This is a genomic window from Vibrio sp. (assembly GCF_984391705.1).
Genome location: NZ_CFHWOM010000007.1, coordinates 32,715 through 51,119 on the forward strand (window position 1 = coordinate 32,715; position 18,405 = coordinate 51,119).

The 18,405-nt window shown below is 41.6% G+C and carries 17 protein-coding genes; 5 read left to right on the forward strand and 12 right to left on the reverse strand.

Translation table 11 applies throughout. The features are described from left to right. Position 1 precedes the first annotated feature (1 nt). The 12 genes from AC4MRV_RS07265 to AC4MRV_RS07320 all read right to left on the reverse strand — a co-directional run bounded on the left by AC4MRV_RS07265 (position 2) and on the right by AC4MRV_RS07320 (position 12,452). On the reverse strand, positions 2 to 1,423 hold the full coding sequence (locus AC4MRV_RS07265; RefSeq protein ID WP_491186767.1) for a mannose-1-phosphate guanylyltransferase/mannose-6-phosphate isomerase: 1,422 nt from the start codon (positions 1,421 to 1,423) through the stop codon (positions 2 to 4). A 21-nt stretch (positions 1,424 to 1,444) separates the two neighbouring features. Next, positions 1,445 to 2,662, reverse strand: a complete 1,218-nt coding sequence (gene manA / locus AC4MRV_RS07270) for a mannose-6-phosphate isomerase, class I (protein WP_491186768.1) — start codon at positions 2,660 to 2,662, stop codon at positions 1,445 to 1,447. Continuing rightward, the gene (rfbB, locus tag AC4MRV_RS07275) at positions 2,662 to 3,783 is read right to left on the reverse strand and encodes a dTDP-glucose 4,6-dehydratase (protein ID WP_491186769.1); all 1,122 of its coding nucleotides are present in this window, start codon (positions 3,781 to 3,783) and stop codon (positions 2,662 to 2,664) included. The genes manA and rfbB overlap by 1 nt, the downstream gene beginning before the upstream one ends. Positions 3,784 to 3,891: 108 nt before the next feature. Next, the gene (gene rfbD, locus AC4MRV_RS07280) at positions 3,892 to 4,821 is read right to left on the reverse strand and encodes a dTDP-4-dehydrorhamnose reductase (RefSeq protein WP_491186770.1); all 930 of its coding nucleotides are present in this window, start codon (positions 4,819 to 4,821) and stop codon (positions 3,892 to 3,894) included. A 1-nt stretch (position 4,822) separates the two neighbouring features. Continuing rightward, entirely contained in the window at positions 4,823 to 5,728 is a 906-nt protein-coding gene (locus AC4MRV_RS07285; protein WP_491186771.1) for a glycosyltransferase family 2 protein, read from the reverse strand. Between the two features lie 5 nt (positions 5,729 to 5,733). Next, positions 5,734 to 6,525, reverse strand: coding sequence for a glycosyltransferase family protein (locus tag AC4MRV_RS07290; protein WP_491186772.1), 792 nt, complete (start codon positions 6,523 to 6,525; stop codon positions 5,734 to 5,736). Continuing rightward, on the reverse strand, positions 6,518 to 7,069 hold the full coding sequence (rfbC, locus tag AC4MRV_RS07295) for a dTDP-4-dehydrorhamnose 3,5-epimerase (protein WP_491186773.1): 552 nt from the start codon (positions 7,067 to 7,069) through the stop codon (positions 6,518 to 6,520). Before rfbC ends, AC4MRV_RS07290 begins: the two co-directional genes overlap by 8 nt. A 45-nt stretch (positions 7,070 to 7,114) precedes the next feature. After that, positions 7,115 to 8,029 carry a glucose-1-phosphate thymidylyltransferase RfbA gene (gene rfbA, locus AC4MRV_RS07300; RefSeq protein ID WP_491186774.1) on the reverse strand — a complete coding sequence of 305 codons (915 nt, stop codon included), beginning with the start codon at positions 8,027 to 8,029 and terminating at the stop codon, positions 7,115 to 7,117. A gap of 25 nt (positions 8,030 to 8,054) precedes the next feature. Further along, entirely contained in the window at positions 8,055 to 9,440 is a 1,386-nt protein-coding gene (locus tag AC4MRV_RS07305) for a KpsE/RkpR family capsule polysaccharide export protein (protein ID WP_491186775.1), read from the reverse strand. Positions 9,441 to 9,520: 80 nt separating this feature from the next. Continuing rightward, positions 9,521 to 10,306, reverse strand: coding sequence for an ABC transporter permease (locus tag AC4MRV_RS07310; protein WP_491186776.1), 786 nt, complete (start codon positions 10,304 to 10,306; stop codon positions 9,521 to 9,523). A gap of 2 nt (positions 10,307 to 10,308) precedes the next feature. Continuing rightward, positions 10,309 to 12,072 (reverse strand): polysaccharide biosynthesis/export family protein, encoded by a 1,764-nt coding sequence (locus AC4MRV_RS07315; protein WP_491186777.1) that lies wholly within the window; start codon positions 12,070 to 12,072, stop codon positions 10,309 to 10,311. A gap of 2 nt (positions 12,073 to 12,074) precedes the next feature. Then, entirely contained in the window at positions 12,075 to 12,452 is a 378-nt protein-coding gene (locus AC4MRV_RS07320; RefSeq protein WP_491186778.1) for a hypothetical protein, read from the reverse strand. Between the two features lie 302 nt (positions 12,453 to 12,754). Here AC4MRV_RS07320 and AC4MRV_RS07325 point away from each other — a divergent pair, with 302 nt between their 5' ends. From AC4MRV_RS07325 to AC4MRV_RS07345, 5 genes are all read left to right on the forward strand, one after another. Continuing rightward, positions 12,755 to 13,018, forward strand: a complete 264-nt coding sequence (locus AC4MRV_RS07325; RefSeq protein ID WP_491186779.1) for a hypothetical protein — start codon at positions 12,755 to 12,757, stop codon at positions 13,016 to 13,018. Positions 13,019 to 13,105: 87 nt separating this feature from the next. Next, entirely contained in the window at positions 13,106 to 13,765 is a 660-nt protein-coding gene (locus tag AC4MRV_RS07330; protein WP_491186780.1) for a YjbF family lipoprotein, read from the forward strand. A gap of 6 nt (positions 13,766 to 13,771) precedes the next feature. Beyond that, the gene (locus tag AC4MRV_RS07335; protein WP_491186781.1) at positions 13,772 to 14,545 is read left to right on the forward strand and encodes a capsule biosynthesis GfcC family protein; all 774 of its coding nucleotides are present in this window, start codon (positions 13,772 to 13,774) and stop codon (positions 14,543 to 14,545) included. Beyond that, a complete protein-coding gene (locus tag AC4MRV_RS07340) occupies positions 14,542 to 16,740 on the forward strand; it encodes a YjbH domain-containing protein (RefSeq protein WP_491186782.1) in 2,199 nt (732 codons plus the stop codon). Before AC4MRV_RS07335 ends, AC4MRV_RS07340 begins: the two co-directional genes overlap by 4 nt. A gap of 167 nt (positions 16,741 to 16,907) precedes the next feature. Then, positions 16,908 to 18,398, forward strand: a complete 1,491-nt coding sequence (locus tag AC4MRV_RS07345; RefSeq protein ID WP_491186783.1) for a hypothetical protein — start codon at positions 16,908 to 16,910, stop codon at positions 18,396 to 18,398. The last annotated feature ends 7 nt before the right edge of the window (positions 18,399 to 18,405 follow it).

Below are 18,405 nucleotides of genomic sequence, written 5' to 3' on the forward strand. Positions count from 1 at the left end.
ATTAAAACTTATCTTGTTCGAAACCGTACAGATCTTCTAAACGAATAATATCATCTAGACCAATATATGAGCCCGTTTGAACTTCAATCATAACAAGAGGGATACTGCCTGGATTTTCTATTCGGTGTGCTGCCCCAACCGGAATGTAAGTCGACTGATTTTCAGTAATTACTGTAACCTGCTCATCACATGTTACTCGCGCAGTACCCGACACAACAATCCAATGCTCAGCGCGGTGGTAATGTTTCTGCAAAGATAAGCTAGAGCGAGGCTTTATAGTGACCTGTTTAGATTTGTATCGCTCACCGCTTTGTAATAGTTCTATGTGGCCCCACGGTCGGTAAATAGTTCTATGCTCTTTAGATTCACTGCGCTTCTCAGCATTTAGATTATCGACAACTCGCTTAATGTCTTGCACTCGCGATTGGTCGGCAACAACGACTGCATCACTGGTTTCAACAATGACTAAATCTTCAACACCTATTGCTGCTACCATTTTATCTCGCGCGTCGATTAAACTATTGTGCACATCAATCGTTTTAACATCGCCACGTAAACTACACCCAAACTCATCTTTTTCGGAAACATCCCAAATTGACGACCAAGAGCCCACATCACTCCAACCAGCATCTAGCGGTACCATAGCCGCTAATTTAGTTTGTTCCATGATGGCGTAATCAATTGAATCATCCGGGCTAGTCAAGAATGCATCGTTATCCAAACGAGTAAAGTCAGATTCTTTATTGGCACCTTGGATTGCAGCTTGACAAGACTTTAAAATACCCGGTGAGTATTTTTCTAATTCTGCAAGGTAGCTACTTGCTTTGAATAAAAACATACCACTGTTCCAGTAGTAGTCTCCTGACTCAAGGTATTGCACTGCAGTAGCAAGATTGGGTTTCTCGACAAACTCATTTACCTCGTAGCAGCCAGACATTTCACACTTATCACCAGCTTTTATATAGCCATATCCAGTTTCTGGTTTATCTGGAACAATGCCAAAGGTTACTAGTTTGCCTTCTTTTGCGCACTCAAGTGCCAACAGTACTGATTGATGGAAGGCTTGATTGTCTCTGATTACATGATCCGCAGCTAATACTAGTAGATATGGATCTTGCTGCTGACTAATCGCACTCAAGGCAGCTAAAGCAATCGCAGGAGCGGTATTGCGACCTTGAGGCTCAAGAATAATTTCACCGCCAAGCTTACCAATTTCGTCCAACTGCTCTGCAACGATAAAGCGGTGCCCTTCATTACAGATGATAGTTGGGTTAGAAACATCCAATCCATCGAGACGAAGCACCGTATCTTGAAGCATTGTGTTATCACTGACTAATGCGAGAAACTGCTTAGGGTGTTGCTTGCGTGAAAGTGGCCATAACCTTGACCCACTGCCACCTGACATTATTACTGGTTGAATCATTATTATTTTTCCAAAGCTAAATTATAACCCACATGAAGCAATGGCGACTTTACCTGCTCCCTGCAGTTGATATTGATTTGTGCACGCTGGGACAAAGCAGCTCTCACCTAACTGAAGTGTAAGCGTCTCTTCCACAGAAACTATTACCTGAACACTCCCCTCAATTACAAACAAAATGTCAGCTTGAGAAGAGCAATATTCCACGACTTCTAAGCCTATCGAAGCAATCGTTAATTTAAAGTCTCGGGCGGGAACTTGATAAGCCTCAAAAGGACCGCTTACCGCTGAGGGGAATTTAATCTGCTCACTATGTAATGGTTCAAAACTGACTGTTTGCATCAGTTCTTCTATATTAACGAACTTGGGAGTTAATCCACCACGGATAACATTATCAGAGTTCGCCATTAGCTCTAATGCCGTTCCAGATAAATAAGCATGAAGTGTACGCGCCTTCAGGAACATCGCTTCACCTGGCTTCAACACAACATAATTCAGTAGTAACCCGCTTAAAACACCGATATCATCTTCATAGTATTCATTTAAAAGAAGCAGCAGCTGGTATGCTTCCTTTTGAGTAGAGGTTAGCGCAGTACTATCTAGCGCAACAATGCAAGACTCTACGACTTTATGAACAAATGCTGCAGGTTCACGCATTGTCATCAAGTACTGATAAAACGCCTCTAACCCAGCAGAAGAATTCAGTGCCATTAGCTTATCAAGCTGCTGGCTTAGACCTGAATCAGTCAGCTTTAAGCCTTGCCACAAGCTTACAATTTCAGCGATAGGACGAAAGCCATTGAGGGCCTTGTACGGTGTTAGTGCATAGACTAACTCTGGCTTATGGTTATTATCTTTATAGGTTCTATGCGGCGCGTTTAAAGGGATATTTAACTGATTCTCTCGTTTCCAACCCTCTATCGCTTGGGTTTTATCAGGATGACACTGGATTGAAAGCGGAGTGCGTGCAGAAAGCACTTTAAATAGATAAGGAAGTCGTTCTTCAAAACACGCACTCGCATCAGCTCCCAAGTATAGCTCGGGCTGAGAAGAGATAATGTCTTTCAGTAGAACCTTTTCCCCATCTACGTCTATAGAAGAAGAAGCGGAGGGGTGTGCTCCCATCCATAATTCAGCCATGGGTTTACTCTCTGGGTTTGAGTACCCAAACAGACGCGTCATTGACTCCGTGCATCCCCAATGGCTGTGGATACATTCATTATTGAGGAAATATAATGCCATTATAGTAAAGGCCTCCACCACGTACTATTAGTCAAGTACCATTCAACCGTTGCCTTGATGCCCGTTTCAAAGCTCTCTTTCGGTTGGTAGCCTAGTTCATTGTTAGTCTTAGTTGCATCAATCGCGTAACGGCGATCATGGCCTACTCGATCAGTAACAAAGGTGATTAATGACTCACTTTTTCCTTCAGCGGCTGAGGTTGCCTGAGGAAACTTTCTTTTTAGTTCAGAGCTAGAAAGTGGGAAGTTAATAGTAGAGAGTAAAGAAGAGTCAATAAAATACTCATTCATCAGTTTGCAGACGACTTCGACAATATCGATATTCGTCCATTCATTGTGACCACCGATATTGTAACTCTCACCTGACTGGCCTTTGTTCAGTACCAGATCGATACCGCGAGCGTGGTCGGCTACATATAACCAGTCACGAACTTGTTGCCCGTCACCATAAATTGGCAATGGTTTATCATGCAAAATATTGGTAATAATCAGTGGGATCAGCTTTTCTGGGAAGTGATAAGGACCATAATTATTTGAGCAGTTAGATGTTGTTACTTCAAGGCCATAAGTATGGTGATAAGCACGTACTAAGTGATCGGATGCTGCCTTAGAGGCAGAGTATGGTGAGTTCGGTGCATAGGCCATTTCTTCAGTGAATGCGGGAGCGTTGGGTTCTAGTGTTCCATATACTTCATCGGTTGACACATGGTGAAAGCGATGCGGTAAAGGTAATTTCCCGTCCGATTTAGGCTCATCAATCCACACCTTCTTAGCCGCTTTGAGTAGGCTATAAGTGCCTAAGATGTTGGTTTCAATGAAAGCATCAGGGTCTGTAATCGACCGGTCAACATGAGACTCTGCAGCAAAATGAACAATAGTGTCTAAACGATATTTACTCAGCAAGGTCTCAACTAATTGGCTATTGCAAATATCACCATGTACGAAAGTAAAATTATCGTGGTTATCTACTGGAGTTAAGTTGTCTCGATTTCCAGCATAAGTCAAAGCATCCAAAACAACTATTTTGTCGTTTGGATATTGGTTAAGCCAGTAGTGAACGTAGTTAGCACCAATAAAACCGGCACCTCCTGTCACTAATATATTACGTTGTTTTTGAGTCATAATTAAAAGTTAAAAGTTAAAAGTTAAAAGTTAAAATAGTTTGTATTTATAATATGCGCTAAAAGGTGCATCTTTACTTTAAGAAGTGAAGCAGCCCACTATTAACTTTTATTTCGATCTTAATATTTTTAGTTCATCCATCATTATGGAAAGTTGTGACATCCAGTGCTTGGTTTCAACACCACTTGCCATTTCTGCAGAGACTTTGTCCATTACACTGAAATTTGGGCGTTTCGCCAATGTTGGGTAACTACTCGCTGGAATCGGACGAATAGGAATAGCTTTATCAAGTAAGCCTTTCTTAAGGGCTAATTCTTGAATTGCAACTGCAAAATCATACCAAGACGCAACTCCCGCATCAGTCCAATGAAGGATTGTAGGCTCAAAGTTCAAGGCTCTTTCACACAAAAGTGTGTCTTGATTCTTGTTTCTTGTCCCTTGTGCCTGAACTAAGGCCCAGATCATTTCTGCTAAGCCTTTCGCCCAAGTTGGTGTACCCACTTGGTCATAAACGATACTAAGCTGATCTTTCTCAGCCATCAAGCGCAGCATGGTTGTTACAAAGTTATTACCACTAACAGAGTAAAGCCAAGCTGTACGAATGATAATAGCTTGCTCCCCTAAAATCTGGCCGATTTTAGTTTCGCCTTGTAGTTTTGACTCCCCGTAAATGTTAATTGGGTTAGGCTTATCGTGAGTCTGATATGGAGTAGTTTGAGTCCCATCAAACACGAAGTCAGTAGATATATGAATGAGTTGTGCGTCAATTTCTTTACATACTAACGCTAAGTATTTGCTTCCATTTTCATTTACCGCATGTGCCGCTTCTTTATCTACTTCAGCTTGATCAACTGCAGTATAAGCAGCAGCATTAATCACAATATCTGGAGAGTGTGTAATCAGTACTTCATTAACCATTGCCTGGTTAGTAATGTCTAATTTAAGAGAATCAAAAGTGATTATATCTACATTCTCAGGCACTGATTTCTCTAGCTCGCATGCCAGTTGACCACATTTGCCTGTTATTAAAACTCGCACGCTATTTTATCTCTTTAGAAAGTTTACCTGTTATCCCTACTAAACCATGAACAATACCCTGTGTCATGTGCTTTATCTGAGATCTTCGGCAATCACTAAACAATGCATATACGGCAAACCGTGGGAGCATTTTCAACAACTCACATCTCTTCCAAGCAAGAGGAACATAAGTTTTTTTGCACAACCAGATTGCATTTCGAAAATAATAGTAGTGTCTTAATGGTGAGTGATTAACAAACTTAATACCAAAGACACTAATAGGCCTATCACCTAGGTAATGCGTCATTTCTAACTGTGGAATCACCTCAATTCGAAAGCCTTTAGCTTCAGCGCGTAACCCCCATTCTATATCGACAAAGTCAATAAACAGTTCCGTTCGGTGCTCACCCACTATAGAAAAAGCGGATAAGTTAACACAGCAACCTGAGGAAATAACGTAGCTAGCAGGAAGCCTTTGTTCCCCCTGAGGAATTGTTCTATAAAGACGACCATTATTCAGTTTAATAACAGCACCTTTACGTTGTAAATTTTGGTCAAAATAACTTGGGGCAATAGCAGCAACATCAGAATCTGTCTGCTGTACCGCTGTCGACAATTGATCAATAAACCCCTTGTCTATGCGACTATCTTGGTCAAACAACACACACCATGACGATACGGTATCAGAACTCTCAACACTTTGAACATGCTGTATTCCTTTATTAAGAGCGTGCGCTATACCTTGATTACCATCGTTATTTATATAATGTGCTGTCAACAAATCTTGTTGTCCAAAACGTTGCATAGCAAGTTCAGTATTATCTACAACTATTAATCTTATCCATTGCGACAATTGTTGCGTGTACGTAATGGTTGCTTGATCTGGATGGTACCAAACCATCACACCATATAATTTAATTTGCGACAAACACACTATTTAACTAAGCCACTTTTAAATGATCGTAAGTTCCACTTTGCCAAAGAGTATTTCAATATACTTTCAACATGAAGGAAAAATTCTCTAGATAGAAACTTTCGACTTTTGCACTGCCGATAATGTATAGCTTCAATGCTACTGAAAAACTCAATGCGATGCCCTAGTTTCAACGCACGCTTACAAATATCTATATCTTCGCAATACAAATAGTAAGTTTCATCCAGCCCTTCAAGCTGTTGATATAACTCAGCCTTGAATAACAAAAATGCTCCACTCGCCCAATAATCAATATTACTGAGTTTAGTAAGATTTTCCTTATCAACAACGGTGCTTCTATCTTTAAGCAAGTAGTTTTTAAAAAAGGTCGACAATTCAGGGTATAAACGCAAGTTATCATCGTAACAACTGCGTCGAGCATTAAGAAATAAGTTCACAGTTGCCAACTCGAATGAACCGCTCTCACAGGCACAAACTAATTGACTAATAGCCTCGTTACTAATGTCAATATCTGGATTATATAATAAAAAATAATCTTGGGGTTGAAGCCCAATCTCAAGTGCTGCTTGATAATTCAAGTTATTATTTTTAGCAAAACCATATGGTTTATTATTTTTTATGTACGTTATTCCAAACTCTTCACAATATTCAGACAACCTAGATTCACCTAAATTATCTCTACAAAGCACTGAAATTGACTCACAACATTGCAATCGCTCTAAAGCTTTAAGTTTAATAATCCAATCACTATGGCCATGAGAAACTACAGAGATATAAATATGCCTATGCATTAAATTTTGGCGCCTCTACAAAGCTCAAACCCGCTTTGTCTTTATCCGATAAGATTGGCTCGCATCCACGTACCAGTGGCCATTCAATCGCAATCTCAGAATCATCCCATCGGATAGATACTTCACTACTTGGGTTATAGTAATCGGTGCACTTATAAATAAACTCAGCTTCACCTGACATGACATAGAAGCCATGGGCAAAACCTTCTGGTACCCAGAGTTGACGCTTATTTTCCGCAGAAAGTAGAACTCCTACCCATTGCCCAAAGGTTGCCGAGCTTTGGCGCATATCAACGGCAACATCAAATACTTCACCCGATACAACACGAACAAGCTTTCCTTGAGTGTTCTCGGTTTGATAATGCAAACCACGAAGAATACCGTGGCTCGATTTACTGTGATTCTCTTGTACAAACTCGCGCTTACCACAGTTTTCGTTAAACAGTGAAGTCCGGAATGTCTCCATAAAAAAACCGCGTTCATCACCAAATACCGTTGGTTTAATAATTTTCACGTCCGGGATTTTAGTTTCAATAAATTTCATAACATCAAGCTCCAAGGGACAAGGGAGAAAGGCAACAACTATCTCCTAGAATACTTGTTGATCCAACAAACCAAGTAGGTATCCCCCATAACCGGATTTTTTCAGTGGTTCAGCGATCTTACGAATTTCTTCTTCACCAATAAATCCCATTCGATAAGCCACTTCTGCCGGACTATTCACTTTTAAGCCTTGTCGTTGCTCAATCGCACGGATAAAAATAGCGGCATCTAGCAAATCATCTAATGTACCTGTATCTAACCAAGCCGTGCCTCGCCCCATAACTTCGACATTTAATTGACCAGACTTTAAGTACTGATCAATAACATCTGTAATTTCGAGTTCTCCACGGTGTGATGGCTTAACATTTTTTGCAAACTGAATCACTTTGTTATCAAAAAAATAGACACCTGGCACTGCATAATTAGACTTAGGCTGCGAGGGCTTCTCTTCAATAGAAAGCACTTTCCCGCTTCTATCAAATTCCACAACCCCATACGCTGCAGGTTTAGCAACATGATAGCCAAATACAGTAGCACCCACTGATTGACTATTCGCATTACGGAAAGATTTTACGAGATCATGCCCGTAGAATAAGTTATCACCTAGAATTAGCGCTGCCGGAGATGAACCCAAAAACTCTTCTGCTAAAATGAAAGCTTGCGCCAAACCGTCTGGAGATGGCTGTGTAACGTACTCTAACGAGATTCCCCATTGAGAACCATCACCGAGTAAACGTTTGAAACGATGCTGCTCTTCTTGAGTGGTAATAATACAAATTTCTCGAATCCCAGCCATAATCAAGTTAGCCAGAGGATAATAAATCATCGGTTTATCATAAACTGGCATCAACTGTTTACTTACAACTTGAGTAAGGGGGTATAGTCTAGTACCTGTACCTCCAGCCAAAATAATGCCTTTGCGACCATATGGGTTAATTGGCGACTCAACAGATAAACTCATATACAGGTTCCTACACAGTTATTCGTTACTTCAACTCTCGGATAGTGGAAAGAATAATTCTAGATATAGCGTAAATCATCGCACTTAACACAGCAAAAAGTGCAAGATTATAGTAGACATCTGGATATTTACTATCTTCCGGCTTAGTAGCAGACTCTACGACTACTAAGTACTTAAGTTGGCGGTACGCTTCAATACGTGACTTTTCTAATGAAACTTGTGAAGAAGTGTAGGCTTGGAGAGCTAGCTCCATCTTTACCTTCAAATCAGTATATTTCGCAAGTATTTCGCTCACTGGGATTTGTTGGTTACTCTCATCAGAAAGTTTAGACCGCTCCTTGGTTAACTGATCTTTTAACGCATCTAACTCGTTCTGCAACGCCTTCACCTGAGGAGCTTTGAGCGTCATGATTCCTTTAAGTCCTTTTAGCTCCGCCTCCTTAGCCGAAATTTGGCCTTCAATCCCATAGGTTATTTGCTGCATTGCGATGCCTTCTGCAGTTGGATCGAGTAAGTTATAGCGCTGCTGGAAAGTGAGTAAAGCAGATTGAGCTTGCTCTAGTTGCTGCTCAACATTTTGGTGTTCCCCTCTAATAAAACTCAGCTGAGCTTCAGCCAATTGATGTCCAATAGAGTTAATATACCACTCCGCACGATCGACTATCGTCTGAGTCAACCTAAAAGCAAAATCTGAGTCAAACGCTTGGCTAAATACATGAACAATACTGGAATTGGAATCAATATAAACGTTTAAGTGAGTTTGATAGTATTCTAAAAAATCTTCTTTAGAAGCGTCGCGATCCAATCGGCTAAAGTAATCAATGTTATTTTGGGTGTAGTGCTCTCGCAATTTAAGCGTTTCATCAAGGTAATTAAGCATATCATTAGACAAGATGTAAGCCTTGACTAGCTCAGTATCCAAAATTCCAGTATTGGAAACACCAAGCCCTGTCAAGACCGCCATGGATGCATCCATGGTGGCCATACCATCTGGCTGCTGAACGATGACTTGAGCTTGGCTTTCAAAGCGTTCTGTCGCCCACAAAAACTGATAAAAGGCGAATAACAAAGTTGGAAGGACCACAAAGAAAACGAATGTATGTTTTTTTATGATTTCTGACAAAGGGTTTAAACGCTCCAGTAGCCAAGAGATAGCATTAGGGCATTTTTGTTTTTCTGTAGAACCAACAGCCTGGTTATCTAATTGAGAAGTGCCTTTATTTTCCAGTACTACCTTTTCTTGGGCATTTCTCAAATTGGTAACCCTAACCAAAATACGCTTTGCAAGTGCCGGGTCTTGTGCCTCAACCTGCTCTGCCTTCGCACATAGGAACTCAATACTATTAAATTCTTCTGGCGTTATCTCACGCTTAAAGGCATGAAACTTTTGTTCTGTTGTTTGTGCTGTCATTGCTTATATTCTTAATAGGATCACTCAATAAAACCTATAATATCTGCCAAAATCAAGCTGCACAGTGCAGCTTTTATATTTTAACGACTTATCGCCTGCTTCCAGCTTATCTGATAGCAAGCCAGTGCAAAAAAGGTTATAACCAGAGTACAAATATCTAGGTAAAAATAGCTAACCCCAGCACTTCCGTATTGCGGATATGCCGCGAAACGTGCCAACTCTACTGCATGTAACAGTGGATTCCAGGTCAAATATTTCCAATACTCCATCGGAATATCTTGAAGGCTAAAAAAAATCCCTGAGATAAAAAAAATCGGTCGTGTTATAAGTTGCTGGATCTTTGCTACTTCTTGTACATAACATTTCGCAAGAGAGAACAACAAACCCAATGATGTTGCTATTAGCCAAACTCGCATAGAGATGAGAATAATCTCAAGTGGGTCATCAATACTAATTTCGATCTGAATAAAATATCCGATCAATCCGAGTAAAGCGACTAAGAAGCATTTAGTCAATAACTCAAAACCTGATATGGCAATCAATGAACTTATTGGTTGAACTTGCCTAAATGCATATAACGGTTTGTTTTTCTGAATTGAACTTGAAGACTTCTCAACAATACCCAAGAAGAATTGTACTAATACCACACCAAATAGGACAAAGAATATGGTAGGCATACCGTGCGTTTCTGTACCGCTAAGCGCTCCCCGAATTGCCACCATGACAACAATCATTATCATTGGGCTAATTAGTGCCCAACTCAGTCCAAACTTGTCGTTAAACTTCCCTCTTATTTCACGAAGGAAGATGGCAAAAATGACATCTCCCCATATTTGTAACGTAGTGCGCCTTTCTACCTTAGCCATAACTACTTGATTACTACGTTAGCTGCCACAGCAATTTGGTAGATAATTTGGGTAATATCTTTAACTGCTTGCATAGTTTTACTATCAACTTTCGGCAGTACCAAAATTTGATCGCCGCTCTCAATAGGTCGCTTGCTATCAAACTCTACCAATCCGTTTGCTCGGACAATCGCAATTCGGCTATCTTCCGCTCTATCGGTAAAACCACCAGCCCAAGCAATGTAATCATCAATCGTTGCATTAGGGTTAAACACCACAGCTTGTGGCATCAAGACCTCTCCTCCAATTTGGATTAAATCGGTCTTATGCGGAATAACAATTTTATCGCCTTGCTCAAGTAGAATGTTTGCAATGCTGCCATTATCAGCGACAATCACTTTACCAAGCGGCTCTACTTTACGCGCTCGGTCAGTGAACTGCATCACCATTTGCGCTTCTTTAGCACGGATCGCTGCTTCGCCGTCTGATGATGCTGGAGCTGTAAATACACTTCTTTCTAAACGATTCAAAGACTCTTCAATCATCTCTTTCTGCTTTAAAGCAACACTTTGACGAAGAATATAGATAGCTCGATTATTAGCCAATTCGGAATCAACGGGAATATAGCTCAAGAGCTCGTGAAGGCGAGTGCGCTTGTTTACAGCGAAATAAGAGGGGCCAAGATAACTTCCACTGATCTGTACGTCGATAACTTGAGCATGTAAATCATCATTGAAGATTACTTTATCACCATCTTGAAGAGAAAAGTTCAAGAAATCACTGTAAGGCATATATAGAGAGAAAGGGCCGCTGTCTCTATTACCGATCACACCTACATGGCTAACTTTGGCTAATGGACGTGAGTAGTCTGTTAGTTTTTTTCCTAAAGCACTTAATTCTTCAAGTTCAAATCGAAATGGATTTCTAACACCACCAGCTACAGTAATAGCTGATTTCTGAGGCTTAACGAGAATCACATCACCATCTTTAAAACTAATATCTGGCATCTCACCACTGCGGATAAAGTCGTATAGATCTATTGTCGCTAGTTTTTTATTCTGTCTAAGTACGACAATTTCACGGTAACTACCACGCACAGGATCTATACCGCCAGCTCGCTTTAGAAAATAAAGTACACTATCAGACGCCATACCAGCATATTGCCCTGGTCTAATAACAGGACCAGAGAGATATATACTAATAGGTGTCGATGTAAGTAGATTTACATAAACACTTACATTTTCGGTATACACTCTTCTAATTTGCGAAGTAACGTATTTATTTACTTCACTCGCGCGAAGGTTCTGAACTTTTACTGGTCCTACTTCTGGAATAAATATATTACCCTGGTTATCAACGGTAACGACATTTGAGTAATTTACTGCCCCCCAAAGCCAAATATTGATCTTATCGCCAGCTGCGATCAAGTAATTATCATTTAGGCCATCACTGCGCTCTGTCTCATAGCCTCCAGCAAATAGATTTGCGCCATAAGGCGGTGGTAGATCCTCACCACTAGACGGCAAAAGTTGCCTTACATCCGTCTCACCTGGTAAAAGAAGATTATTACGATTCTCTGCGCTATATCCGCCATTTTCCAATACTTGATTTGGAGAAGTCGAGCTCGCTAATGCTGTTGTTTTTACGTCAGTTGAAGTCGTTGTAGAAAACTGAGACGCAGCAGCTTGGTATTCAGAAGGAAGAGCTACAGCATGAGAAGGGAGTGTGATAACCACGACTAAGCTAGCTAATACTTGACTCACTAGCCTAAAAGTTAATTTTTTCATAATTATAGCTGAATCGACGTTGCTGATTGAACAATGTTAGGGACTAGATACCAAGCGCTCACATTGTCTTCATTTGTTGTATAGGAACAAACCACTCTTTGTTCCCCTTGCTGCCCATCACCCTCTATAAATAACTGACGGCACTGATTTCCTAACCCAGAAGAATAGATAGGACCAACTTTTATTGTGTACTTATTATGCTCTAAGTCTGAAAAGTTTGGGTTGTTTAGCTCAGATTGATATTGCTCTGGTATCTTTTCACCTATTGGCAATAAAAGAGAGTTAACCAAAGGTAGGCTAGCTTCAACTTCACGAGGCTTAGTGGTACAACCAGCCAATATCATTGGCAGAATTATTGCGATCAAGATCACTTTATTCATTATAATGTCCATACGAAAACACGCTACCGCCCATCGGTATTAACGCAAACCACACTATGCAACCATAGAACTTATAAATATTCTATCTATGGTTTATCGTATTATTATTGATGGATACATCAACATTATTTTCCCCGACGTCTTAGTGTATTTCATTTCAAACCGTAATGAAACCGGACTCTTGGCGTTTTGGTTCCACACATTTAGTTTTTACTTTTTAGAATTTATTAAATAGAATAAATATTGTGCATGAACGTGCACTTACATCGATGTTTAAAAAGTAAATTTACAAGGATAATTCCATGAAAAATATTGCTCTAGCAATGTTGGTTGCACTTGGTGCATCTACTAATGCTTTCGCAGTGACAGAGACAGCAACAGCTGCTAGCGGCGGTGCTGCTGGCGGTACAGCTGCTGGCGGTGCTGCAGCATCAACGGCAGCTGCAGGTGTTGCAACAACGACTGCTGTAGCGGTTGGTGCTACTGTAGCAGTTGCGGTTGTAGCGGTAGCTGCATCTGACAACGACGGTACTGACGGTACTGACGGTACTGACGGCACTAACTAATCATTAGTGTGTTAGATTAAACACCCTTAGCCTTGCTAAGGGTGTTTTTTTAATTCTTGTTGCCTATGTCATGGTCAGGATGAACCAATGATTCATTTTCGTAATGCCCTTCTAATTCTTATTGTCAGCTTGGTTGCTGGCTGCTCTCAGCGCTTTCAAGATGTAAACTCTACAATTCAAGAAGCGCTCTTTGGTTTTGATGACATAACCCTTGATGCTGAGCATGTCGCCAATTTACCCTATGCGAGCATGTACGCCCGCATCAATCAGGGACCACAAATATTTATGGTGCTTGCCTTCGTGGAAACCAGCCCAGTTACGGGCAACACCCAACTCAAATGGCTTTCATCTGACAGCGCCATGATAACAACCGAAAATGGTCGCATTGTAAAAACGAATCACTTACCTACGGCCAACCTTGCAGGGCTCTCTTCCTCAACAAGCTTAGCTTCTCCATCTGATGAAACCACCTCATGGCAAAGTGAATATGATTGGCAACCAGGATACCATTACGGTACATCAGCTCTGGTAGAAAGCTCCCCTGTAGGGTTAGAAACCACAAAGTCTTTGTTATGGGAGAAAGAAACTCGTCATATCAAAGAGGTAGTGACCTTTACTGATAGCCATATTTCAACGGAAAACGAGTACTGGATTGACTCTCTAGATAACGTAGTCAAAAGCAAGCAATGGTTGGTTCCAGAGCTTTTGCAAATCGACATCGAAATTTTAAAGCCCTACGCTGAGTAAACGACTATGAGACTACTGTTAGCTAATCGAGCTCAACTTATTCGCGCTACTATTTACTTGAGTTGCACCGTTTTCTTGCCTTTCTCTTTCGCAACTGCATTAAAAGTAGATCTTCCTGCGGATCAAATTACATTAGAATATCAATCGCCTGTCAGGCTAGAACAAGTGTTGAGCGATATCACGCAACAAGACACAGAAACTGTACCTAGTCGTTATCCTCTTGCAAACCAACTGTTTAACTTAGATAAACAAGAACAAGCAGAAAAGATCAAACAAGACGCATTAAAAGAATTGCAAGTTCTAGCTACTGAAGGGGTACTCCCAAAGGAATCGGCGGGAATAATAAGAGAACAAATTAACAGCTGGAATATCGCTTATCGAGAGCTCATCGAGTTAGATTTAGATCAGATTCGTACTCATGTTCCATCTAACCCAATGCTTCAAGGGCACTTTGAGTTTGTGAGCCCAATGCGCAACCAAGTCTTATCTTTCGAAGGATTGTTGTTTTCACCACAGCGGGTGGAGTTTGATTCCTCGACACCGCTCAGCTCATACCTCAGTAAGCTCAAGCTACTTTCCAGTGCGCATCCTAGCTATGCATGGGTGGTCTATCCAAACGGCGATTATGTACGCGCCGGGTATGCTTATTGGAATAATCAAGGCACTCAGTTAGCTCCAGGTACAATCGTATTCGTCGGTTTTAACTCCGAAGCTAAAGCAGTCCTACAGCTAGAAGAACGTATCGTTAAGCTGATTACCATGAGAAGAAGTACAAAATGAAGATCCGTAAACTCACTTTACTCCTCTCTACTTTGAGCGCTGTTTCTGCGCCGAGTATAGCTAACGATGCAACTTGGAAAGTCTCCCAGACTGACTTCGGCGGCACTGGTCTTATGCAAACCCCTACGGCCCGAATGGCTGAAGAAGGGGAGTTTAATATCGGCGCTAGCGTTAACGACGACTATCACCATTATATGGTGTCATTACAGCTAATGAGCTGGTTTGAAACGACCATCCGTTACACTCGCGTTCCTGACCTCTATTTTAGCAATGACCCAGAGTACAGTGGGGACAACCTCTATACTGATAAGGGCATCGACTTTAAATTGCGTCTACTGGAAGAGAGCTACTGGCTTCCAGAAGCCTCAATCGGTGTGCGTGACTTTGGCGGCACTGGCTTATTTGACGCCGAATACCTTGCCACAACTAAACGCTTTGGCAATCTTGATTTCACTCTTGGTTTGGGATGGGGTTATTTGGGCCAAAGTGGCAATACCACTAATCCATTTTGTAAATTCAGTGATAAATACTGTACTCGCCCTAGTGATTTTAAGGGGACTGGAGGTAGTGTGGACTTTGAGCGCTGGTTTAAGGGCCCTGCTTCCTTATTTGGTGGCATTGAGTACCAAACACCTTATGAGCCACTGCGCTTAAAGATTGAATACGACAGCAACGACTACAGTCAAGACTTCCCTGTCACCAGAGGTGGTAAGTCGATGACTCAGCATACTCCTTGGAACTTTGGCGTAAACTATCGCCTAGGTGACTGGGGAGACGCAAAATTAAGTTATCAACGCGGAGATACGCTGACATTAGGGTTCAATATCTACACTAATTTCAACGACATGAAAGCCATTTGGCGAGATAACCCTAAACCAAAGGCTCAATTAAGACCGTCAGAAGAGAGCTCCGATTGGCAGAAGGTTGCAACACAAATCGAAGCCAATGCGGGTTACAAACAAAATACGATTGCAAGGCAAGGCGACACGCTTGTTATAACAGGCGAGCAAACTAAATATCGCGATCGAGACGAAGCACTAGATCGCACAGCGGCTATTTTAGCTAACAGCAGTGATGCATCCATTGATACTTTCAAGGTAATTGAAGTTCAAAACGGGATGCCACTGACTGAGACAGTGATTGATCGCCGTGAATATGTGGATGCAGCGAACCATATATCGATTGATAGCGATGTAACAGAAACCTTTGTAACTCAAGAACCTAACGCTGGTGAAACTGTGCAGTTAGCAACTACCAAACAACGCTGGGATTACGGTATAGATCCAGTCCTAAAACAAAGTGTTGGCGCACCGGAGAGTTTTTACTTATACAGTATTGGTCTTAACGCTAAATCTAATTTTTGGCTAACCGATAACGTTGAGTTAGCTGGCTCTGTCTATTTCAACCTAACCGATAACTACGATAAGTTTAATTACGTCGAATATTCACCACACGTACGTAACTACGCAACACCACGTGTGCGTACTATGTTCCGAGCTTATGTTCATGACAACCCAGTTCGTTTGAACAGGTTACAGTTAACCTGGTTTGAACAACCGACTGAATCTGTTTATACCCAAGCTTACGGCGGTTACTTAGAGTCTATGTTTGCAGGTGTGGGTGGTGAAGTTCTCTATAGACCGCTCAATGCAAATTGGGCAGTGGGTGCCGACGCCAACTTAATTAGCCAACGCGACCCAGACTCCTGGTTTGGCGTATATGATGAAGATTACTTCTTCTATGACGAGTCAACTTGTAATGATCCCATTCCACAGTGCCAAGCTTATGTCCTTAGCCAAGGAACAACTGGTCATGTCAGTGGCTATTATATGCCGCAGTGGCAATTCTTAGACAATACTCTGTTCAAAGTCAGTGCCGGTAAGTTTCTAGGTGGTGATATAGGTGCGCGTGTCGACTTTTCCAAACAGTTTAAGTCGGGCGTTCTAGTTGGTGCCTATGCCACATTTACTGACTTGACCGCAGAGGAATACGGAGAAGGTAGCTACAACAAAGGTTTCTATGTCTCAATCCCAATGGATCTAATGACTATTAAACCAAGTACTAGCCGTGCCACTATCGCATGGGAGCCAATCACTCGTGACGGCGGGCAAATGCTTCGTAAGCAGTACTACTTATTCTATCGTACCGATGCACGATCCCAGTGGAGCCAAAGGCCAAGTAGCGTAGAGCAGTAGAATCAAGTATTGACTGACAAAGGGTTGATGTTTAGGCATCAACCCTTTTTATTTATAGAACACTGGATTACCAGAGGATCTTCAACATATGAAACTTTTGAGCACTTCAGGCACATTAATTGCTTAAATTCTGACAGACTTAGATGACTTAGGACAAAAAATTGACGATGAAAGCAGCAAAGAATGCTCTATTACTAACCTTACCAGCTCTCATGGTAGGCTGTGGTGGTGGAAGTGGCGGTAGCAGTGGTGGCAATTCACCCTCAACTCCAGCCAAATATACAATCAACTTCGTCGCTCTAAAAAACGCCAATGCAACAGAAGCAAACGGCTGTGCCATCTATGGCCAAGATAGTTTAGACAGCCCATCTGAGTTCATCATCGCAGCAAACGCTACTGGCAGTAATATGACGATCAGTATTCATAGCCAGACAGGTGCCCTACTAGAGAGCTATAACAATACTAATTGGAGTCAGGATAAATTCAGCTTCAACAAGAGCCTTGTCCCTAATGATGGGTATGTGAGTATTGTGGCAACCAATTCCGCAGGCGCTTTTTTTGGCTATGATGTCTTAACTATAGAGAAAGATCTTCTGCCGACCTCATTCGCTGTGAACGCTAAAGGCGAGACCTATACAGGAACTTGCCTAAAAGAGTCTACCTCTAGCCAACCAGTTGAATTTAGTGGCTATATTTCGACTGATGGTGATGCTCAAGACGGCTGGTTTGCTTTCCATTCTACATCAGAAGAAGTAGGTGGAGCATCTAATGGTCCAATTACTTTTAAAAGCATTGCAAACCAAGAAGTACTCGCGGCTCGTTTATGCCGTTCTGACATTACACCTTCCACTTGTAACGCTGGGGAGTTACTTAAATACCAATTTACCTCAACTCGCAATTTAGGCTCTGCCGCCGCTCCACTTGAGCTCAATGATGTTGATAACCCGTCATTAGACTGGACACCTAATAGCGATGCTACCGTTGATTCTGCAGAGCTGAATGTATATCGAGAAGGCAGCGGAGCTTTGCTGTGGCAAGAATTACCAAACAGCGCGGCTGGCAAGTACAGTTACGCTTCAGGTATCAGCAATGAATATTTCCTCACCGTAACTGGTGAACATAACAACTGGGACTTTAGTTACTCGACGCAACCGAACGACATTGGCACAGAGCTAAATGAATCAACTACCCTCACAGATCTTGGCATACCTGCTATCAACAATTCCGGTTTAACGCTCGTCGGATGTAATGGCTTTGCTCTTGACTGTATAAGCGGTTACAACACACAAGCACCAACCACTCTCGATTATCAGCGCACTCTCGTTGTTGCAACGTCAGGTAACAATTCTGTAAGCCAAACCATTTATGCCAAATCACGTCAAAACCAGCCCTTAATGGAGTTTCATAACACTATTGACTCTATTTGGGGAACATCCCTAGATAATTTAGAAGTATCTTTGTTATCAAGTGGAGACAGCCAAGAGGTTAAATCTACTTTTATCTCTGCTTTCTTTGACGCTCACGCAGTCGTTACCAATAACTATGTTAACGAAACATTTACTGACACTATCTCAGTCATATCGACTAGCCAACAGCGTAATGCGGCTGAAAATGCACTCAAGCATCAAGAATATAAGCTCTTTAGCCACAACCTATAAAACTATA